The organism is Pedobacter chitinilyticus, assembly GCF_003313385.1.
In the GTDB taxonomy this organism is placed as follows: domain Bacteria; phylum Bacteroidota; class Bacteroidia; order Sphingobacteriales; family Sphingobacteriaceae; genus Pedobacter; species Pedobacter chitinilyticus.
Genome location: NZ_QMHN01000008.1, coordinates 170,755 through 192,705 on the forward strand (window position 1 = coordinate 170,755; position 21,951 = coordinate 192,705).

At 40.4% G+C, this 21,951-nt stretch carries 12 protein-coding genes; 11 read left to right on the forward strand and 1 reads right to left on the reverse strand.

Features of this window, described 5'->3' with window-relative positions; genetic code table 11:
• The first annotated feature begins 57 nt into the window (after nt 1–57).
• From DUT70_RS20350 to DUT70_RS20400, 11 genes are all read left to right on the forward strand, one after another.
• Entirely contained in the window at nt 58–957 is a 900-nt protein-coding gene (locus tag DUT70_RS20350; RefSeq protein WP_113649214.1) for a helix-turn-helix domain-containing protein, read from the forward strand.
• Between the two features lie 815 nt (nt 958–1,772).
• Nucleotides 1,773–4,979, forward strand: coding sequence for a SusC/RagA family TonB-linked outer membrane protein (locus DUT70_RS20355; RefSeq protein ID WP_113649215.1), 3,207 nt, complete (start codon nt 1,773–1,775; stop codon nt 4,977–4,979).
• Between the two features lie 37 nt (nt 4,980–5,016).
• Nucleotides 5,017–6,546, forward strand: coding sequence for a RagB/SusD family nutrient uptake outer membrane protein (locus DUT70_RS20360; protein ID WP_162926685.1), 1,530 nt, complete (start codon nt 5,017–5,019; stop codon nt 6,544–6,546).
• Between the two features lie 511 nt (nt 6,547–7,057).
• Complete coding sequence (locus tag DUT70_RS20365; protein WP_113649217.1) at nt 7,058–7,342, forward strand: TonB-dependent receptor plug domain-containing protein; 285 nt, start codon at nt 7,058–7,060, stop codon at nt 7,340–7,342.
• Nucleotides 7,343–7,376: 34 nt separating this feature from the next.
• On the forward strand, nt 7,377–9,116 hold the full coding sequence (locus DUT70_RS20370) for a family 43 glycosylhydrolase (RefSeq protein ID WP_113649218.1): 1,740 nt from the start codon (nt 7,377–7,379) through the stop codon (nt 9,114–9,116).
• 35 nt (nt 9,117–9,151) lie between these two features.
• The gene (locus DUT70_RS20375; protein ID WP_113649219.1) at nt 9,152–11,584 is read left to right on the forward strand and encodes a glycoside hydrolase family 31 protein; all 2,433 of its coding nucleotides are present in this window, start codon (nt 9,152–9,154) and stop codon (nt 11,582–11,584) included.
• A gap of 131 nt (nt 11,585–11,715) precedes the next feature.
• Nucleotides 11,716–13,500 (forward strand): glycoside hydrolase family 43 protein, encoded by a 1,785-nt coding sequence (locus DUT70_RS20380; protein WP_240432210.1) that lies wholly within the window; start codon nt 11,716–11,718, stop codon nt 13,498–13,500.
• A 192-nt stretch (nt 13,501–13,692) separates the two neighbouring features.
• Nucleotides 13,693–14,712, forward strand: coding sequence for a LacI family DNA-binding transcriptional regulator (locus DUT70_RS20385; protein ID WP_113649220.1), 1,020 nt, complete (start codon nt 13,693–13,695; stop codon nt 14,710–14,712).
• Between the two features lie 95 nt (nt 14,713–14,807).
• Nucleotides 14,808–16,301, forward strand: a complete 1,494-nt coding sequence (locus DUT70_RS20390) for a xylulokinase (protein ID WP_113649221.1) — start codon at nt 14,808–14,810, stop codon at nt 16,299–16,301.
• A 2-nt stretch (nt 16,302–16,303) separates the two neighbouring features.
• On the forward strand, nt 16,304–17,635 hold the full coding sequence (gene xylA / locus DUT70_RS20395) for a xylose isomerase (RefSeq protein ID WP_113649222.1): 1,332 nt from the start codon (nt 16,304–16,306) through the stop codon (nt 17,633–17,635).
• Between the two features lie 24 nt (nt 17,636–17,659).
• Nucleotides 17,660–19,345 (forward strand): sodium:solute symporter family transporter, encoded by a 1,686-nt coding sequence (locus DUT70_RS20400; RefSeq protein ID WP_113649223.1) that lies wholly within the window; start codon nt 17,660–17,662, stop codon nt 19,343–19,345.
• Nucleotides 19,346–19,513: 168 nt separating this feature from the next.
• On the opposite strand, the gene DUT70_RS20405 is transcribed toward DUT70_RS20400, so the two are convergent.
• The gene (locus DUT70_RS20405; RefSeq protein ID WP_113649224.1) at nt 19,514–21,694 is read right to left on the reverse strand and encodes a glycoside hydrolase family 3 C-terminal domain-containing protein; all 2,181 of its coding nucleotides are present in this window, start codon (nt 21,692–21,694) and stop codon (nt 19,514–19,516) included.
• Nucleotides 21,695–21,951: the final 257 nt, after the last annotated feature.

Genomic DNA, 21,951 nt, shown 5'->3' on the forward strand with positions numbered 1-21,951 from the left:
TCTAGAGCGACCTTTTTTTGAGCTTAAAATCAATTGAAAATGTTTTAATTTTACAAAATGGAACCGTTAGAAACCCTAGAAGATTTTTATGACCGTAAACTCAACCAAAAACGGGAAGGCCTCAATACGGTCCTTGGGCACTTCAACGTATTCCGTCTAGAAGACTGCAATGCCCCTGGAAAACCACCCGTACAGTATACCCGCAGAGACTTCTATAAAATCTCTTTCATGCGTGGTCGCCACCTTTACCATTATGGCGATAAAACGCTGGAAGTAGATGGCACTACCCTATTGTTCTTCAATCCGCAGGTGCCATACACCTTTGAACCGTTAACCGAAGATGTGACTGGCTATTTCTGTATTTTTAAGGATGCTTTCTTTGCCGAACACCTCCGCGGAAGTCTAAAAGACTTGCCGATGTATGCCGTCAACGGTAAACCAGCTTACGTACTTGACCAACAACAGGAAAAGAATTTTAGTCAAATCTTCGAAAAGATGCTGGATGAAATCAATTCTGACTATGCATTTAAATTCGACCTCATCCGTAACTATATCATGGAAATGATCCATGGTGCGCTCAAATTACAACCTACAGAAAACCTTTACCAACATACGGATGCCAATGCTAGGATCACCGCCGTATTTAACGAACTCCTAGAGAGACAGTTCCCCATCGAGACTCGCTCCCAACAGTTCAGCTTACGATCGGCCAAAGACTTTGCTGAAAAACTGAACATCCATCCCAACCACCTCAACCGAGCTGTTAAAACAACTACGGGAAAGACCACAACCCTTCACATTGCCCAGCGCTTGGTGACAGAAGCCATTGCCCTTTTGAAACATACAGATTGGAATATTTCTGAAATCAGCTATACCCTAGGCTTTGAACAACCCGCCCACTTTTCTAACTTCTTTAAAAAACAGACCAAGATAGCCCCACGGGCTTACAGAAATTGATTGTGATATTTGATATAAGTAAAACTAATAAAGTTTAAAAAATTGAGAATTCAAAAAGATGACTTCCAAAGGAAGGTTTTGAGTTTCCTTAAATGATTTTTCAAGAAAAATTTGCTGCACTTATATATTAAAATTTTAACACGCTAATTTTTTCCAAAATACATCATAATCTATTCGGGGATGATCGATACGAATATTTTTTCTAATCATATATACTCCAATATGGAGTAACCGAAAAATTCCTTAAAAATATTTCAAATTTTATTTATGCAATCGATTGCAATTTTAAAATATTTACTTAACTTTAGTCTATAGATGTTAGATTTTGATCCGTTAAAATCACCAACTATTCACCTACCAACAATTAAAATCAAGTAGTTGAATAGCTTTTTACAGATGAAATTTTAATACAAATATTACGTGAACAATCGCGTAGATTAATAACCAAACATACACCTATGATAAAAGTAAGCTTAACATTAATGGGCTTTGCCATTCCTATAAATGGCAACTATCCTCTACAAAGAAATCTCCTTAACAAACTAGCATTTACGCAATTTTATTCGCCCCTGCGATATCAATTACCAATTGATAACTAATCGACATCTATAGGCAACTGTCAGTTTTTTCAATTGCGATATCACCAAAGAAGTTGCGTTAAGGAAAGCTTTTCGAAACCAATCGTTTTATTTTTCATACTGGTAGCATACTATGGCTGTTAATTTAATGGTGCTATAAGTTTTAACCGAATAATATTTAACGAAGAGAGTGCAAAGAATTTAATCAAATCAGATACAAACCTTAAATCAAAAATTATGAAAAACACCAACATGAGTTCAGAGGACTTAACATCTCATGTGAAGTCCGCACTGCTCATACTTTTTATTTTTCTAAGCAGTTTGGCAAACGCCAAATCCATGGAAATGAAATCGTATGAGTCAGAACCAAATGATGCTATTTTCAAGAATGCATCAACACTTAATTTTTTTCAACAGACAAAAGTGGTCAAGGGTACAGTTAAGGATGAAAATGGGCAACCATTGGTTGGCGTAAATATCACTGTAAAAAACAAGAGCCTTGGAACTACTACCGACACTGCAGGTAACTTCAGCATCAATATACAAAGCAACCAAGAGACACTTGTGTTTACACTGATAGGATACGCTACTAAGGAATTACTGGCTCGAGGTGGCACAACCCTTAGCATTACAATGACAGAGCAGGAAAATTCATTGAGTAGCATTGTTGTAATTGGGTATGGAACTGCCCTCAAAAGAGATATTACAGGTGCAATTACAAAGGTTAGCGGCAAAACAGTATCAGAAACGCCGGCCGTTAATATTGCTAATGCTTTGCAAGGTCGCGTAGCCGGCTTACAAGTCACCAGCAATGGAAGCCCTGGTGCATCTCCCATCGTTAGAATCAGGGGTATCAGCTCCATTTCATTTGCTTCGGATCCTTTATATGTAGTCGATGGATTTCCTACAGGAGACTTATCCGCTATAGACACCCGGGATATTGAATCGGTGGATGTTTTAAAAGATGCCGCAGCCGCAGCCATTTATGGTTCGAGGGCAACCAATGGGGTAATTATGATTACAACAAAAAGAGGGCACTCAGGTGAGCGTATAGGCGTATCATTAGATTCGTACGTGGGTTTTCAAGCAGTAACAAAAAGACTGGATTTACTTGATACCGAAGGCATTAAAAAATATGCCTTAGCTTACCGTGGCAACCTGCCTGGAAGATTATTGCCACCTGAAGTAGACAAACCTATTTACGCTGGTGCAACGCAGACTTATGGCCAAACCAATACCGACTGGCAGGATGCATACTTTAGAAAAGGAATGATTACCCAGCATAATATAGCGCTGAATGGAGGAAATGACGTTTCACATTTTTATACATCAGCAGGATATATGGACCAACGCGGTACCTCACCCGCAGTAGGCTATAAACGATACAATTTCAGGTTAAATTCTGAGCACAATATTGGTAGACGATTTACATTTGGCCAAAACTTGTATACCGCTTTTACCAATCAGCAATATGATAATAACGAAACCGGATCAAGAACCAATCTGGTAAATGTAATCAGAAACTTTCCATTTATGCCGATATATGACCCTACTTCTATTGGTGGCTACCGTGGTGTAAATAGCGTGTTAGATGGTGGCGATCCGACCAATCCGGTAGAAGATGCTGAACTCAAAAACCCAGGTACACGTAGTGGCACAAAAATTCTGGGCAATGCCTATCTTGAAGTAAAATTGCTGGAGTCACTAAAATTCAGGTCTACATTCGGAGTAGACTATGCTAACCAACTTGATTACCGTTTTTCTCCAATATTTAACAATAATGGTACAATTGCCGGATCAAATGCTATTGTAGCGACCATTACTAACAACAGATCTATTTCTTCTGTACTTCTATATACACAGCAATTGACATTTGATAAATATTTTGGTCAACACCATATTAATGCAACTGCAGTAGTAGAGCAGCAAAATCAGAAAATAAGAACAGAAAACGGAAGCGGTCAGCAACCTTCCAATGATTTAAAGACACTAAATAATGCAAGTAACATTGCCCTCCAAACGCTTTATGGTGAGAATTTCTTGTTCTCTGCCTTGGGCCGTATCAATTATAATTTTGGAAGTAAATACCTGTTTAGTGCGGCCATTCGCCGTGATGGATTATCTGTTTGGGCACCGGGAAAAAAATGGGCCACTTTCCCTTCTGCATCAATAGGTTGGAGAATAGATCAGGAAGAATTTATGAAATCTCAAAAATTCATATCTGAACTAAAAGTACGGGCTGGTTATGGCATTACAGGGTTAAATGGTACTGTATTAGGTAATACACCATGGCTCGTGTCAGTAAATGCAAACAGTTCGCTCTATCCTTTTGGTAATAATGCCAATGCAGGATCCGGATCATCAATTCAACGACTGGGCAATACAGACCTGGAATGGGAAAAAACCAAACAACTCAATATTGGATTAGATCTTGGCATATTGAAGAATGACCTTACCTTATCGGTAGATTATTTTAAACGCAAAACAGATAACCTGATTCTGAACGTGCCGCTTCCGCCATCAGTAGGATATCTGAACAGCAATGTATTGCAAAACGTTGGAGCCATGGATAACAGTGGTTTAGAAATGCAGTTGGGTTATATCCAAAGAACAGGAGCATTTAAATGGAATGCCAGCGTAAATGTATCCATTATAACCAACAAAGTAACGCGTATGGCGACAGGAGTAGCAAATATCGAGGCTGGTGGCGATGCCGATTTCGGTGCTGAAAACATAACCAGAACCGAAGTAGGACAAGCAATACAGTCTTTTTATGGGTATGTAACCGAGGGATTATTTCAAAATGCAGCTGATGTAGCCAGCCATGCCAAGCAAAGAGACGGAACTGCGCCTGGCGACATTAAATTTGCCGATTTAAATCAGGATGGAGTTATTGATAGCCAGGACCGCACATTTTTGGGTAGCTTTTTACCAAAATTCTCTTACGGCATAAATCTTGGCGCCAGCTATAAGAATTTTGATCTATCTCTATTCTTCCAGGGTGTTCAAGGTAATAAAATCTTTAATGCTTCAAGAGTAATTACAGAAGGTATGGTTCGTTTCTTCAACGCTGGTACTCAGGTACTAAACGCCTGGACACCAACTAACACCAATACAAATATTCCGAGAGCTGCATCGGGTGATCCGAATCAAAATTCAAGACCATCCGATCGATTTATAGAAGACGGATCTTTCTTACGATTAAAAAATATAATATTAGCTTATAACCTACCTCAAAGTGCATTACCCGCTTTTGTTAAAAATACAGTAAGAAATATACGTTTATACGTTTCATCTCAAAACCTGTTTACAATTACCAAATACACAGGTTATGATCCTGAGGTAGGAAACCGCACACCGGGGTCTTCATTAACCAATGGGATTGATTTTGCTGTATATCCGCAGCCTAAATCCTTCCAGTTTGGTTTACAGGCTAATTTTTAATCATATTCAATGCAGAAAAAAATTAAATCATATCATTATGAAACGAAATAAAAGTAAAATATTGATTGCAGGTATCCTTTGCCTGGCAGTATATACATCGTGTAAAAAACAATTAAACGTATTAGATATAAACAGTCCAACCACAACAAACTATTTTAAAACGGCTTCGGAGCTACAAAATGGCGTGAATGCAGCCTATTCTACGCTTCGGTCTGCCAGTCTTGCTGCAAGAGAATGGTACTTTTTGCATGATATGCGTGGCGGAGAAACTGCTTCAGGCGGTCCGCAACTGGAAGCTCCCAGGGCCGAACTATTACAACAGACCAACGGAGCACCTTCCAACTTTGTGATAACTATGGCCTGGAATGGTTATTATCAAATTATCAACAGGACCAATATGGTTATTAGCAGAGGCCCATCAATAACAGACAATATTGCGCTAAGAGATCAGGTTGTAAATGAAGCAAAATTTTTAAGAGCATGGGCTTATTTCGAACTGGTAACGCAATGGGGAGAAGTTCCCTTATATACAGCTCCAGTTGTATCGGCAACAGATTATAAAGGCAAAAGCCCGGTTGCCGAAATTTACGGCCTTATTATCGCAGATCTTACTTCGGCTGCTGCCGGGTTGCCTGCAACAGCATCAGAACTGGGACGTGCAACAAGCGGTGCAGCCAACACCTTACTTGGAAAAGTACTCATCCAAAAGGGTAACGAGTATGATGCGGCTAAAACTGCCCTTTTAAAAGTATATGGCAAATACACGCTGGTTGATAATTATTCCGATAATTTTGATGGTGATGTGATGGTAAACGGACAAAAAGTAACAGATGGTCACGAATTTAACAGTGAGTCGATTTTTGAGATCCCGTTTATGGATAAGGGTGACAATAACTTTAACTGGGGATATAATGGAGAGGGTGTTGCAAGTGGCATAAGTACCATCCGCAACCAGGAATTTGGTATTGTATGGGGCAATATAGTGCCATCTAAACTTTATCTGGAAGAATTTGAGGCGAATGATCCCCGTTATAAGTTTTCGGTATATGAAGAAGGAGATATGATGCTTACTTATGGTGGAACAAGGCCAGGTACTCCGTTCACAGCCGACAACATGAATGTAGCCACCAGTACAAGAAACGGGGTTACCAAAAAACGTATATTTAAAAAGTATGTAATACTCGACTGGGATAATTCTGGCTATCATCCTGGAGGTATTAACCAGCGTGTACTACGTTATGCAGAGGTATTGCTTTTACTGGCAGAATGTGAAATCGAGTTGCCTAACGGAAGCCTATCATTGGCAAAAAAATACATAGATGAAGTTCGTTCGCGCAAAAGTGTAAACATGCCTGGAGTTTCCTTCTCTTCAAAAAATCAGGCCATAAGGGCACTGATGCATGAACGAATGGTTGAGTTGGGCATTGAAGAAGTAAACAACATAGACATGCTCAGGTGGAGAGCCAGAGGATACTACCCATCTATAATGGCAGATCCAAGAGCTGGGCAACAGAATCTGCTACCAATACCTTCTTCAGAGACAAGTACTAATCCCATGATTAAATAAATGGTTTATTACATGGGCAACATTTGTCGAGTGTAACGCAATAAAGCATACAGCAAAAACGGTTATAGACTGTCTTTATTGGCTAAGGTTTTTCTGTGACGGAAACACGCGAATGAATGTAGCGATACGGGAGCTGAAACCCCAAAAATGGTTAACAAGGTCGTATCCCTCAACTATGCAACTCTACGAACTGCATTTTTATAGTTGAGGGATATTGATAGATATTAAAATTTATCAAATTGTATGAACAAAACTTTTCTTTACTGGCTGCTTGCCAACTGCTTTTGATGAATGATGATACCTGTGGCACATGCCCAGCAAAAAAGTGTTATTAAAGGGACTATAACGGATTCCTACATCAACCGCTTTCAAACGCATCTATTTCAATTAAAGGTACCCTGACGAAACAAGATGGAAAGTTTTAGTACTGAAACATCTGCCAGCAGGAATACTGATCGTTTCTTATGCAGGGTTTGAAACAAAAGAAATTCCATTTTCCAGGAATGCCGAATTGCTTATTCAGCTTCTGCCCAAACAAACGGTCACTTCAGATGAGGTAGTTGTTATCGGCTACGGAACTGCCCGAAAAAAAGATGTGACAGGAGCCGTCTCCAATTTGTCTGCAAAGGATTTTAATACTGGCACTATAAGTAATCCCATGCAACAATTGGCAGGAAAAGTTTCTGGATTAACCGTTACACAGCCTACTGGGAACCCCAATCAAAACGTCACTATACGCTTACGGGGGCAAACCTCGCTCACTGGTAACCAATCTCCGAGATATTTTTTCCAGTAGTTCTGCTGAACAGAATTTAATTAAAAGAGACTTTATGAACAAAATAGCTATTACGATCATTTCCTGTTGTTTTTTTTCCATCGCAGTCTTCGGGCAGAAAAATGCTACCTGGTGCAACCCCCTTAACCTTAACTATCGTTTCAGTTACGATGGATTGGGTTATCGCGAAGCGGCAGACCCTACGCTTCACCTGTACAAGGGCAGCTATTTTTTGTATGCATCAAAATCAGGAGGTTACTGGTATTCGAATAATCTGTTAAACTGGACCTTCAGACCCTCTAAAACCCTGCCAACAGAAGATTATGCGCCCACCGTAGAAACCATTAACGACACGGTATTTTTTATAGCCTCAACAGAGGGTGTTAATATTTCGCACACCCGTAATATTTACTACAACACTAATCCCAAAGAAGACAACTGGAAGATATACCGCGAAGAATTTCCGATCACAACAACCGATCCAGCATTGTTTAAAGATGACGACGGCAAGGTCTACTTTTATTACGGATGCTCTAATGTAAATCCCATTATGGGCGTACAGGTTGACCCTAAACGCCAATTTGATACCGTAGGAACGCCGGCAGTACTGATCAAACATAATATTAAAGAACACGGCTGGGAAGAGCCCGGCGAAGAAAACAACAAGGGCCATAACGGCTGGAACGAAGGAGCCTGGATGAATAAGTATAAGGGTAAATATTATTTGCAATATGCTGCGCCCGGTACAGAGTTTAAAGGCTATGCCGATGGCGTATATGTATCGGATAAGCCCCTGGGCCCTTTTACCTACATGCCCAATAGCCCATTTTCGTATAAACCGCGTGGCTTTGCAAACGGAGCAGGACATGGCAGTACTTTTAAAGACAAATATGGCAACTACTGGCATGCAGGAACAATCACGGTATCTATCCGCCACATGTTTGAAAGAAGGGTAGGTTTATTTCCTGCTTTTTTTGATAAGGATGGGGAACTTCATTGTATTACGGCTTTTGGCGACTACCCCACCATGATGCCTGCCCGGAAAATGGATTTTGAAAAAGAAAGTCTTTTTACCGGCTGGATGCTGCTCTCTTATAAAAAACCGGTTACCGCCTCCTCTTCCCTGCCCGACCATGCACCCGAACTGGCTGTGAACGAAGAGATACGTGACTGGTGGAGTGCACAAACAGGCAATAAAGGTGAGTGGTTTCAGGTGGATCTGCAAAAGCTCAACACCGTTAATGCCCTGCAGGTAAATTTTGCCGACCAGGATGCCATGTTGAAAGCACAGGATAGCTACATACCCTACCAGTTTATGATCGAATCTTCCGTTGACGGGAAAACCTGGAAACCTCTGGTAGATAAATCTAAAAACAGGGTAGATGTTGTCCACGATTACATGGTTTTACCCCAGCCTGTTAAAACCCGTTTTTTACGGATCACTAATATATCGACGCCTGCGGGGAAATTTTCAATATCAGGTTTTCGGGTGTTTGGAAAGGGAATTGGCAACAAACCTTCCGTTGTTCAGTCGGTAAATGTAAATCGGGATAAAACTGACGACAGGAGATGTAAACTACAATGGATGCCTGTTAAAGACGCCACGGGTTACATGGTGTATTATGGCAATGATCCTGGAAAGTTATTTCATTCCATCATGGTTTATGATGATCATGAGCTGCATATTCCATCGCTCAATAAAGGCGTACCCTATTATTTCAGGGTGGATGCTTTTAACGAGAATGGTATTGCAAAAGGCAAGCAGGTATATTCTTCTGCTCCAACTAAATTTTAGCCTTTTTTACGGGTTTAGCAAATAAAATATAATAGATGATCAGTAAAGTAACTAAATATACACATGTGAAAAAGAAAATATTTTTAATAACAGCATGCCTAATTGTACTTGTAAAAGTCAGCTACGGTCAACAGGCACAACGTATCAGCGAAACAGTTATACAAACAGATGCCATGCGGGTTACACTCCAGTTTTATTCCCCAAGCATAGTGCGGGTTATTAAAACCAAACAGAGTGACCTCCATGAACCTGCTGTCAATTTCTCCATTGTAGCATTACCCAAAAAAGTAATGGTCAAAAAAACAGCAGAAGCCAGTCAACTGGTGTTTCATACAGATAGCCTGACAGTAAAAGTAAATAAAGTTAATGCCTCCGTGAGCTTTTTGCGTAAGCAGAAAGTATTGTTGAAAGAGGATGCCTTGGTACAACCTCAATTTGGCCCCTTAACGAACAAACAGGATACATACCGCATAAAACAAGGTTTTGTGCTAGAACCAGATGAAGCTATTTATGGCCTGGGCCAGCACCAGGAAGGCACCATGAACCAGCGAAACCATGTACAACCGATCTACCAGAATAATATGGAAATAGCCATGCCGGTATTGCAGTCGATAAAAGGTTACGGTATTTTATGGAATAACGAATCCCCCACCCTGTTTGCCGATACGCTTTCCCAAACCTATTTCCTGTCTGATAAAGGTCAAGCGGTAGATTACTTTTTTATTTGGGGTGGCCACTCCGATGCGGTAGTTGCTGGCATCCGCGAACTGAGCGGACGTTCTCCCCTGCTGCCAAAGTGGGCCTTTGGTTTTGCGCAGAGCAGAGAACGTTACAAAAGCCAGGAGGAAGTGGTAGATGTAGTAAAAGAATATCGTAAGCGTGGTGTCCCGCTTGACTGTATTGTACAGGACTGGCAATACTGGGGTACCGATTTTAAAGATTGGAACGCGCTCCGTTTTGATAATCCCGCCTATAACAAAGCTGAGGAAATGATCAAAAAAGTACATGACCTGAATGCGAAGATCATCATCTCCGTTTGGCCGTCTTTCGGGCCTAATACCGCCATCTATAAAGCACTGGATAGTGCTGGCTTTTTATATAAAGACCGGGTTCCTGATTTCCCGAAAGAAGGCCGCGTTTATAACGCTTTTAATAAAGATGCCCAGCAATTAGTATGGGACCACATGAACCGGAACATTTTTTCCAAAGGAATGGATGGCTGGTGGCTGGACGCTACTGAACCTTTTGAAAAATATGACCTGAACATATCAGCCAAAGCCACTTTCAAACAGTTGGATCCCCTATTTAAAAATACCGGCGATACCGTATTTGCAGTAGCTAATAGCTACCCTTTGTACACCATTGGCGGCGTGGTGGACCAACAGCGTAAAGAAACCGCTGCACGCAGGCCATTTGTGTTGACAAGATCAGGCTATATTGGCCAGCAGCGCTACGGTTCCATTGTTTGGTCGGGCGATATTATCAGCTCCTGGGAAGTGATGAAGAACCAGATCTCAGGTGCGCTGAACCTGGGGTTGAGCGGTATGCCCTACTGGAATGCAGACATCGGGGGTTTTTACAGTGCTCCCCATTTCCCGCAGGGACATACAGACCCAGCGTTTCGGGAATTGGTGGTACGATGGATCCAATTCGGTGCTTTTACGGCTTTGATGCGGCTGCACGGAACAAATACGCCCAGAGAGATCTACCAGTATGGCGAAAAAGGGCAATGGGCTTATGATGCCATTGAAAAATTCATTCACCTTCGCTACCGCTTATTGCCCTACACCTATTCCACTTCGTACCAGGTAATGAAGGCCCATGCTTCGCTGATGCGACCACTATTTGCCGACTACAAAGACGATAAGCTTACACACAATATCAATGACCAGTTTTTATATGGGCAGTCTTTTTTGATTGCCCCTGTAGTGGAATCACAATACGTAAAAACGGCAACCAAACCCCATCTGGAAGATTTTTCCAGGACGGGATCCCGCAATGTTTACCTCCCAAAAGGGAACAATTGGATTGATTTCTGGAACGGAAAAAAGCTGCCTGGCGGTCAATTGACACAGAAACAAACACCGATTGATATGATGCCTATTTATGTAAAAGCGGGCGCTATTGTTCCGTTAGGAGATTTTAAACAATACAGTGACGAGAAGAAAGATTCCATCATGGAAATACGAATTTATCCTGGTGCTGACGGACATTTTGTACTGTATGAAGATGAGGGAGATAACCATAACTACGAAAAGGGTAAGTTTTCAACGATAGACTTTAAATGGGACGATAAGAATCGTAAACTTCTTATAGGAGCGATGAAAGGAAGCTACGATGGCATGTTGAAAAAAAGGCTGTTCCATATCGTGCTGGTGGGTGAGGATCGCGGAACAGGAATCAATCCATCTCGTAAAATAAACCGAACTGTTGAATATAGTGGTAAGGCTGCTCAAATAGCATTGTAAGCATTGGCTAGTGCCTGGAATGTTTTATAAAGTAACTATGTTATCCTTAATATAGGTATATAGCGTTCCGGGGCAAGCCTGCTTAGTAAAAATCCCGCCGTCAATAGCACCAAAAGTAATTTATAAATAATATGTTATCACACAAAAATATTATAAAACTATGCACAGTAGGTCATCCAGAAGATGGCCAGCTTGCAAATATACCGGGTATGAAGGATGACCATAAAATCAAAAAGCGGGCAGGTAATTTGCGTTACAGCCTGCTCTTGTGCTGTTTATTGATACAATGGACACTTTCATCTGCACTGCATGCACAGATAAAGAACCCTGTGCTGGCAGGTTTTTACCCCGATCCCAGTATCTGTAGGGTTGGCAGCGATTACTATATCGTCAATTCTACTTTCGCTTACTTTCCAGGGCTACCGGTTTTTCATAGCAAAGACCTGGTTAACTGGCAGCAGATAGGAAATGCGATCGACCGAACAGAACAGCTCAGCCTGCAGGGTGTTGGCGTGTCGAGAGGCCTTTGGGCACCCGCCATCAAGCACCACAATGGCATTTTCTATATTACCTGCACCTACATAGATAGGGGTAGCTTCGTAATTACCGCAAAAAACCCCGCAGGCCCCTGGAGCAATCCGATATGGTTAAAAGGCGTATCTGGAATTGATCCGTCACTTTTCTTTGATACAGATGGGCGGATGTTTGCCGTGTACAATGCTCCCCCTCCAGGTGGCAAAAGCCTGTATCATGGTCATTCCTCCATTCGTATGCATCAGCTGGATCCAGTAACCTTTCAGCAAACGGGGGAAGAAAAACTGCTGGTTAGCGGCGGATCGGATATCACTAAAAAGCCGATATGGGTAGAAGGGCCTCATATATTTAAGAAGGGTAATTTCTATTATCTGTTATGCGCAGAAGGCGGAACAGAATACAATCATTCAGCGGTAATTTTCAGAAGCAGAAATATAGAAGGGCCCTATGAATCTTTTGCAGGCAATCCTATTTTAACACAACGTCACCTCGATAAAACACGTAATAACCCCATTACCAGTACAGGTCACGCCAGTTTTGTAGAAACACCCGAAGGCGCCTGGTATACGGTATTCCTGGGCTGCAGGCCTTATACCGACGACAATTATAATACGGGCAGGGAAACTTTCCTGCTTCCCTTTACCTGGAAAGACGGATGGCCTTATATCCTGGATAAAGATACCGCTGTACCCTACTATGTACCCATGAAAACCAAACATAAAATTACAGGTAATGTATTTAACGGCAATTATACCTATACCGATAATTTTTCTTCGAAACAACTGAACAAACGATTCGAGCTTTTAAGAACTCCATCATCACAATGGCACCAATTGGATGGTAAAGGATTAAAGCTACAGCTACAAACAGAAACAGTATCTGGAAAGGGAAATCCTTCGTTTATCGGTTTCCGACAAGCGCATTTAACAGGTGAAGCCACCACTAAGCTGCTGTTTAAACCTCTAAAGGAAAATGAAAAAGCGGGACTGCTGATCTTCCAGAATGAAGACTTCTATTATTTTCTCTGTCAGTCGGTAAAAAACGGCAAACCGGTTGTTGAATTGTACAAAAGCTCAGGAAAAACAGGCGTAGCAAAAGATTCGTTATTGGCGAGCGCACCTATAAGCTTGGCAATGGGAACAACGTTTCAATTAAAAATCGAGGCCAACGGCAACCATTATGATTTTTATTATAGCCAGGAAGAAGACAAATGGAAGCTTTTACAAGGAAAGGTAGATGCGAACTTTCTGAGCACCACTACGGCGGGAGGTTTTGTAGGCGCCTTTTATGCGATGTACGCCACCTCGTCAGGCATGCCCTCAACCAACCATGCAGTGTTTAAGAAATTCAGTTATAAAGGAGACGATGACACTTTTAAATGAGATAAATAAAAGATGTGTAGACTTTGTCCTGCAACAACTACTATTTTTTCGGGGGAAATAAAAGGCATCCTAGCATAAGACAATTTTGATGGTGTAGGAGTATTATTCGGATAAACTGCTCAATGGAATCTACAGGTATTATACGTCCATTATTGTTGTTCTTTTGTTTTTTTTAGTTAGTTTGCAGGTATTATGTCTGGCCAGAAAAAGAAAACTACGATTTACGATATTGCGAAAGAGTTGAATATTACTGTTTCTACTGTTTCTAGAGCATTAAGTGGCTTTCCAGCGATTAGTGATACCACTAGACAGGCAGTAATTGAGACTGCGAAACGACTTAACTACAGTCCTAATAAACTGGCTTCTGCTTTAAAATCTGGACAAACGCATATCATTGGTGTTATTGTACCCAGCTTACAAGCACACTTCTTTGCTTCTATCATACACAGTATTGAAAAAGGATTAAAAGGCAGTGGCTATCGTGTCATTCTTTATCAGTCTAATGAGTCGCTTATTTCAGAGATCAACGGTGTAAAGACCTTGCTAGAAGCTCAAGTGGATGGTATCATGGCTTCCCTTTCTTTGGAAACCGACAATGTAGATCACTTTTCAGAGGTTATCAAACAAAATAAACCGCTGATATTATTCGACCGTGTACATGAAAAGCTAGACGTGCCAAAAGTAATACTTGATGATTTTAAAGCAGGCTATACAGCTACGCAGCATCTTATAGATCAGGGATACAAAAATATTGCCTACCTAACCACTATCCATCAGATCCCAATTTTTAGCGAAAGACTAAAAGGTTATAAAGCTGCATTGGCTGATAATGATTTACCCTTGAATGAGGAAAATATCATTTTCGGTGGTTTGTCAATTAAAGACGGTAGATTTGGTGTAGGTAAACTTATGCGTCTGGAACATAAACCCGATGCCATCATTGCAGCCGACGATTTTACTGCTCTAGGTGCAATTAAAAAGCTGAAGGAAATTGATCAGGTTCCGCCAAAAATTGGTGTTATTGGCTTTGCGAACGAAGCTTTTTCAGCTTACATCACCCCCACCCTATCTACCATAGATCAGCACCCTAATCAAATGGGAACAGAATGTGTAAAGCTTTTTCTAGATATGATCAAAGACAAATCTGCTCATAATACCAGTACAGTTATAATCGAGCCTTCTCTGATGGAAAGACAATCCACTTTATCTTAATCAATCAAAATTCTTTTAATAAAAAAATTTGTTGCTATCGATTTAACATATATCTTTATGCAACCGATTGCATAAAATAAAACCAAATTAAACACATGTATCTATTAGGTATTGATATAGGAACTTCTTCGATAAAAGTTGCAGTGGTAGATGCTACTACACAGAAAAATATAGCAAGAGTTCAGTATCCAGAAGAGGAAACCCCTATCAAATCACCCATGCCTGGATGGGCAGAACAATCTCCTATGGATTGGTGGCACAATACACAGCAGGCCATTTTGAAAATAAATGCCTTCGGTCTATTCAATCCAAAAGATATCAAAGCCATTGGCATCAGTTATCAAATGCATGGATTGGTAACCGTTGGAAAAAATCAAGAGGTATTAAGGGATTCGATTATATGGTGCGATAGCAGATCCGTAAATTTAGGCAACCGAGCATTTGATAGTATAGGCCATGAAAGATGCCTATCTGCGCTGCTTAATTCTCCAGGGAATTTTACAGCTTCTAAACTGGCGTGGGTAAAGGAAAATGAGCCTTATGTCTATGACAAGATTGACAAAATTATGCTTCCTGGAGATTTCATTGCCATGAAGCTCACTGGAGAAATCACGACTAGTATTTCGGCACTTTCCGAAGGGATTTTTTGGGATTTTCAAAAAAATAAAATCTCCGAAGATGTAATGAACCACTTTGGCTTCGACAAAAAAGTAATACCTGAAATCAAGCCTTTATTCTCTATACACGGCCAATTAAAAGATGAAGTAGCAGGAATATTAGGGTTAACCGCAGGAATTCCCATTGCATACAAAGCGGGAGATCAGCCAAACAATGCTTTATCTCTAAATGTGCTTCGACCTGGGGAAGTGGCAGCAACAGCCGGGACTTCAGGGGTAATTTACGGTGTAAGTGATCGATTAACCTACGATAAACTTTCAAGAGTTAATACTTTTGCACACGTTAATTATAGTGTAGACCATCCAAGAACAGGCGTATTGCTTTGTATTAATGGCACAGGTAGCATGTACCGATGGGCCAAGCATACTTTTGCTCCCTATTTAAACTACAATGAACTAAACCATATCGCTTCCCAAGCTCCACTTGGAAGTGAGGCGCTAAAGGCGTTGCCTTTTGGCAATGGTGCAGAACGTATGTTAAACAATGTTTACACAGGAGCTCAGTTTATCGGCATAGATCTTAACGTTCATCAACAATCCCATATTTTCAGAGCCGTACAAGAAAGCATCGCTTTCGCTTTTCGATATGGTTTAGATATCATGTGTGAAAATGAAGTACAACCAAAAATAATCAAGGCTGGCTGGGCCAATCTGTTTTTAAGCGACTTGTTTGCACAAACCTTTGTTGATGTCACAAATGTACCCGTTGAACTTTACGAAAATGATGGAAGCGTAGGCGCCGCTTTAGGTGCGGGGATTGGTGCAGGTATTTTTAGCAACCCCGAAGAGGCTTTTAACGGTCAAACTATTAAAAAATATATCGAACCTAAAAATACAAAGGCGTACGAGCCAATTTATCAGGATTGGAAAGAAATACTTGAATTTAACTTAAAACAATCTAAAAATAATTAAAAATGACAAAAATAGTAAAAGGAGAAAGGGAATTTTTTGGTGGTATTACACAAATTAAATATGAGGGTTTGGAAAGTGACAATCCTCTCGCATTTAGATGGTACGATCAGGATAAGGTGATTGCTGGCAAAACAATGAAACAGCACTTCAAGTTTGCCTGCGCCTATTGGCATTCATTTAATGGGAATGGTGGCGATCCATTTGGCGGACCAACACATATCTTCCCGTGGGATACGAAATCTGATGCTGTTGAACGCGCTAAGGACAAAATGGACGCTGCTTTTGAATTTATTACCAAAATGCAGTTGCCTTATTACTGTTTTCATGATGTAGACTTAGTGGATTATACAGATAACATTGCAGAAAACGAGCGTCGTTTACAAGCTATCGTCGATTATGCGAAGTCTAAACAGTCCGAAAGCGGTGTAAAACTCCTTTGGGGTACGGCCAATTTGTTCAGTCATAAACGTTACATGAACGGAGCAGCTACCAATCCTGATTTTCACGTGCTGGCTCATGGCGGAGCACAGGTTAAAGCGGCCTTAGATGCGACGATTGCATTAGGTGGCGAGAATTATGTATTTTGGGGAGGAAGAGAAGGCTACATGAGCTTGTTGAACACCAACATGAAACGAGAACAAGAGCACTTGGCTCTCTTTTTACATGCCGCTAAAGATTATGCACGGAAAAACGGATTCAAAGGTACTTTCTTCATCGAACCAAAACCATGTGAACCCTCTAAACATCAATATGATTATGATGCAGCGACAGTCAAATCGTTCTTACAACAATATGGTTTGTTGGAAGATTTCAAACTGAATTTAGAAGTAAACCATGCTACTTTAGCCGGTCATACCTTTCAACACGAATTGCAAGTAGCAGTTGATAACGGTTTATTAGGATCCATTGATGCCAATCGTGGTGATTATCAAAACGGATGGGACACGGATCAGTTTCCAAACGACATTAACGAGCTTACAGAGGCGATGTTAATTATTTTGGAAGGTGGAGGCCTGCAAGGTGGAGGTGTTAATTTTGACGCTAAAATCCGCAGAAATTCTACAGATCCCAAAGACTTGTTCTATGCACATATTGGTGGAATGGACATCTTTGCAAGAGCTTTAATCACAGCAGATAATATCCTCCAAAAATCTGATTATAAAAAAATTAGAGCAGAAAGATATGCTTCATTTGACAGTGGTAAAGGTGCCGAATTTGAAAGCCGTATGCTTAGTTTAGAAGACTTAAGGAATTATGCTGCAACTCATGGAGAGCCCGAAGTAACAAGTGGTAAACAAGAATATCTGGAAAATATCATCAACAGATTTATATAATATTAACATCATAAAACTACCAAAATGAAGAATAATGTACTTGATACAAAGGACTATACTGTTTTCTTTGTATACTTTATCATTGTTGCGGCTTATGGGCTGTACATTTATTACAGAAAGAAGTCAAAAACAGAGGATTCAAAAGATTATTTTCTTGCCGAAGGGTCGCTTACTTGGTGGGCCATCGGAGCTTCACTTATCGCTTCCAACATCTCGGCCGAACAATTTATAGGAATGAGTGGCAACGGTTTTACAATGGGCCTTGCTATTGCTACCTATGAATGGATGGCAGCAGTAACGCTAATTGTGGTTGCAGTTTTTTTTATACCAGTATATCTTAAGAACAAGATCTATACCATGCCACAATTTTTGAGCCAGCGCTACAATGGCACTGTAGCAATGATCATGGCTGTTTTTTGGCTGTTACTGTATGTCGTAGTAAACCTAACTTCTATCTTGTTCTTAGGTGCGCTAGCCATCAGCAGCATTTCGGGTATCAGTTTAACGGCTTGCATGATATTCTTAGCCATATTTGCTGTAATTATAACTTTGGGCGGGATGAAAGTTATTGGTTACACCGATGTAATCCAAGTTTTCTTTTTGATTTTGGGGGGATTGGCGACAACATACCTAGCGCTTGATCTGGTAGCCGAACATTTCGGATCGCAAGGAGCATTAAAAGGATTCAGCTACATCACCAAACAAGCTAATGACCATTTCCATATGATATTGAAGCAAGACAATCCGCATTATATCAGTTTACCAGGCTTAACAGTTTTGATCGGAGGCATGTGGATCGTAAACCTAAATTATTGGGGATGCAACCAATACATTACGCAAAGAGCGCTTGGCGCAAATCTAACTACAGCACGCAGAGGGCTTCTTTTTGCCGCCTTCCTAAAGCTATTAATGCCTTTAATCGTGGTTTTACCTGGCATCGCAGCCTATGTACTTTATCGCAACGGTCATTTTCAGCAGGAAATGATGGTAAATGGTGAAATCATTCAGGATAAAGCTTATCCAGTATTGTTAAACTTACTGCCATCAGGTTTAAAAGGTTTGTCTTTTGCTGCACTTACTGCTGCTGTAGTTGCATCTCTTGCAGGCAAAGCCAATAGCATCGCCACTATCTTCACGCTCGATATATATAAAAAACTTGACCCTACAGCCAATGAAAAAAGACAAGTATGGATTGGAAGATTAGCCGTTGTTGTTTCCATGTTAATAGCAGTATTGATTGCTCCGCATTTAGGAATCGATAAAAAAGGTGGATTTGAATATATTCAAGAATATACTGGCTTTGTATCGCCAGGCATTTTTGCAATGTTTATCCTAGGATTCTTTTGGAAAAGAACTACTAGCAACGCTGCTTTATTCGCAACCATCGGCGGCTTCCTCCTTTCCATATTTTTCAAGATTTTACCTCAATGGATTGACCTCAAATTCCTCGGTAATTTTGGGTTCTCTAAACAGGTATTACAAAAAGACGGCAGCATGCTCTATGAAATCCCTTTTTTAGATAGGATGGGTTTTGTTTTTATTATTGCGGTATTAGGCATGTATATTATCAGCATCATGGATGGTAAGCGTGGCATACCTGCAAATGGTTTAGAAATAGATGCCAAGATGTTTAAAACAGACAATAAATTTGCAGTTGGGGCACTATTGGTATTAGGTATTATAGTAGCGCTATATACAATATATTGGTAAGCATCTTTTAAAAAAAAGAAGCCCCGCTATTTCTAGTAAATATAGCGGGACTTCTTTTAGATATCTATTTGGACTACTGTACTCTTTGCCATTTCTCGTATCCTTACATAAAAATGTTCAGGATAAATACATTTAGGCTGATTAGTTTCGTTTCTATCTTTTTAAATACTATTGTACGGTCAGCATGGCCTCAAGCCCTTTTGTTGCGCCAAGTTCTGCGCTTCTTTTACCAGGCAAGGAGCCTGATACGGAAATTTTATACTGGCCCCTACGTTCAATCATTTCGCCAGCATCATTGGCTAACGTAAAGGCTGCTGCAGGCAGTTCAAACTCAACTGTTTTTGTTTCTCCCTTTTTAAGAGCAATGCGTTTAAACCCTTTTAAAGAATACAATGGAAGCCCTGGCTCCATATCTAGTGCAGAAATGTATAACTGCACCACCTCTTCTGCATCAACGTTACCAGTGTTGGTAACCGTTGCCGCTACTTTAACCAATTCTCCCTTTTTAATTTTTTTGTTGCTAAGTTCAATTTTATTGTAGGAAAATGTGGTATAGCTTAAACCAAAACCGAAAGGATATAAAGGTTCTTCAGTCATGTAGCGATAGGTCCTACCTTTCATCGTATAATCTTCGTAAGCAGGCAGCTGGTCAAGCGATTTCGGAAATGTAATTGGAAGCTTGCCAGAAGGCGTAACATCTCCAAAAACGACATCCGCTACTGCATTTCCTCCTTCTTCTCCAGGGTACCAAACCAGTAAAACCGCATCAGCAATTTCTTGTACTTCCGCCAAGTTCATTGGGCTTCCGCCAGTAATTATGGCAATAATTGGCCTACTGTTTCCTTTTTTCATTTTCCTCAAAAAATCAATCTGATTTTTCGGAAGATTATAATCCAATCGGTCGCCAAAAGATGGTGATAAAATAGCTTCTCCTTCTTCTCCCTCAAGCATTCCAGTAATCCCCATAACCATAATCGTAACATTAGAATTTCCCGCTTCGGAACTTGCCCAATCCATTGGGTTTACATTATCGCGGTCAAGCGTGGTACCAGGTGCATACTGTAACTGGCTGCCTGCATGAATATGACCAGAAATACCTTCCAATATGGTACTATAACTGTTATTTATCCCAAAATAGTTTCCGTGCAGAGCTTCTATACTTGTAGCATTGGGTCCAGTAACAAAGTACTTCTGCAAATCTTTTTTCAAAGGTAACACGCCATTGTTTTTTAGCAGGACAATTGATTTTTGAGCGACCTTTCTCGCTAGCGCCCGATTACTTTCAGAATTAATTTCCTTAACAGATAAATTGTCATATGGATTGCTACCAGGTTGATCAAACATACCCAACTTAATTTTAGTAGTTAGCAATGCACTCAAAGCTACGTCTACCTGCTTTTCTGTAGTTAGTTTATCTCGTAGTGCTTTAATTAAGCCAGTTTCATACTCATCACCACAATTCAAATCCACTCCCTTATTCAACGCAAGTGCAACAGATTGTTCTACAGTTGAAACGACCTTATGGCCTTTATAAAAATCATTAATTGCCCAGCAATCACTAACTACATGGCCTTTAAAATCCCATTTCTTACGAAGCACATCTTGTAATAAAAAAGTATTGCCGCAGCAAGGTTCATTATTTGTTCGGTTATAAGCGCACATTACAGCTTCTACTTTTGCATCAACCAAGGCTTTAAAGGCGGGCAGATAGGTTTCCCATAAATCCTGCTTGCTAGGTAAAGCATTAAATTCATGCCTTAGTCGCTCTGGCCCGCTATGTACTGCATAATGCTTGGCGCAAGCAGCTAATTTTAGATAATTAGGGTTATCTCCCTGTAAACCTTTTACAAAAGCTACACCTATACGACTAGTAAGATAAGGATCTTCTCCATAGGTCTCTTGCCCTCTACCCCATCTGGGGTCGCGAAAGATATTGATATTAGGTGTCCAGAAACTGAGCCCACCATATTGCTGGCGATATCCTTTTGCTACAGAAACATTATACATTGCACGGCCTTCCGTACTAATTACATCAGCTTCTTGTTGTGCTAGTTCATCATCAAAAGTAGCAGCAAGGCCTATTGCTTGTGGAAATACAGTAGCTACGCCACTTCTACCCACACCATGTAAAGCTTCTCCCCACCAATTGTATATTGGGATGCCTAGACGTGGAATTGCAGGGCTATTGTACCGCAGCTGCGTTGCTTTTTCTTCCAATGTCATTTTTGAGATAAGATCTTTTACTCGTTGTTCAACTGGTTTCGACTTATCTTGATAAATGTTTTGTGCTGGACTTTTAAATTGGCCCGCCAACAATGCGGCCATAATAAGTAGTTTATTCTTCATCATATTTGGCAGATTACTTGTGCAATCGATTGCACAAGTATACAAATAAATTTTAAGAAATTAGATTAAGATAACCATGTCTATAAAATTAGATTAATTAAGCACCTAGCTTATTTGCGCAACAATAATATGTTCACAGCTGTATTAAGCTTTTAATAAAAAAATTCCTAAGTGGCTTACAATTTAAGAAGGCTTATAATTTTAAAAACTTTATTGTCATCACCACCTGATTCTTATAATGCATTTATCAGCTAATACGT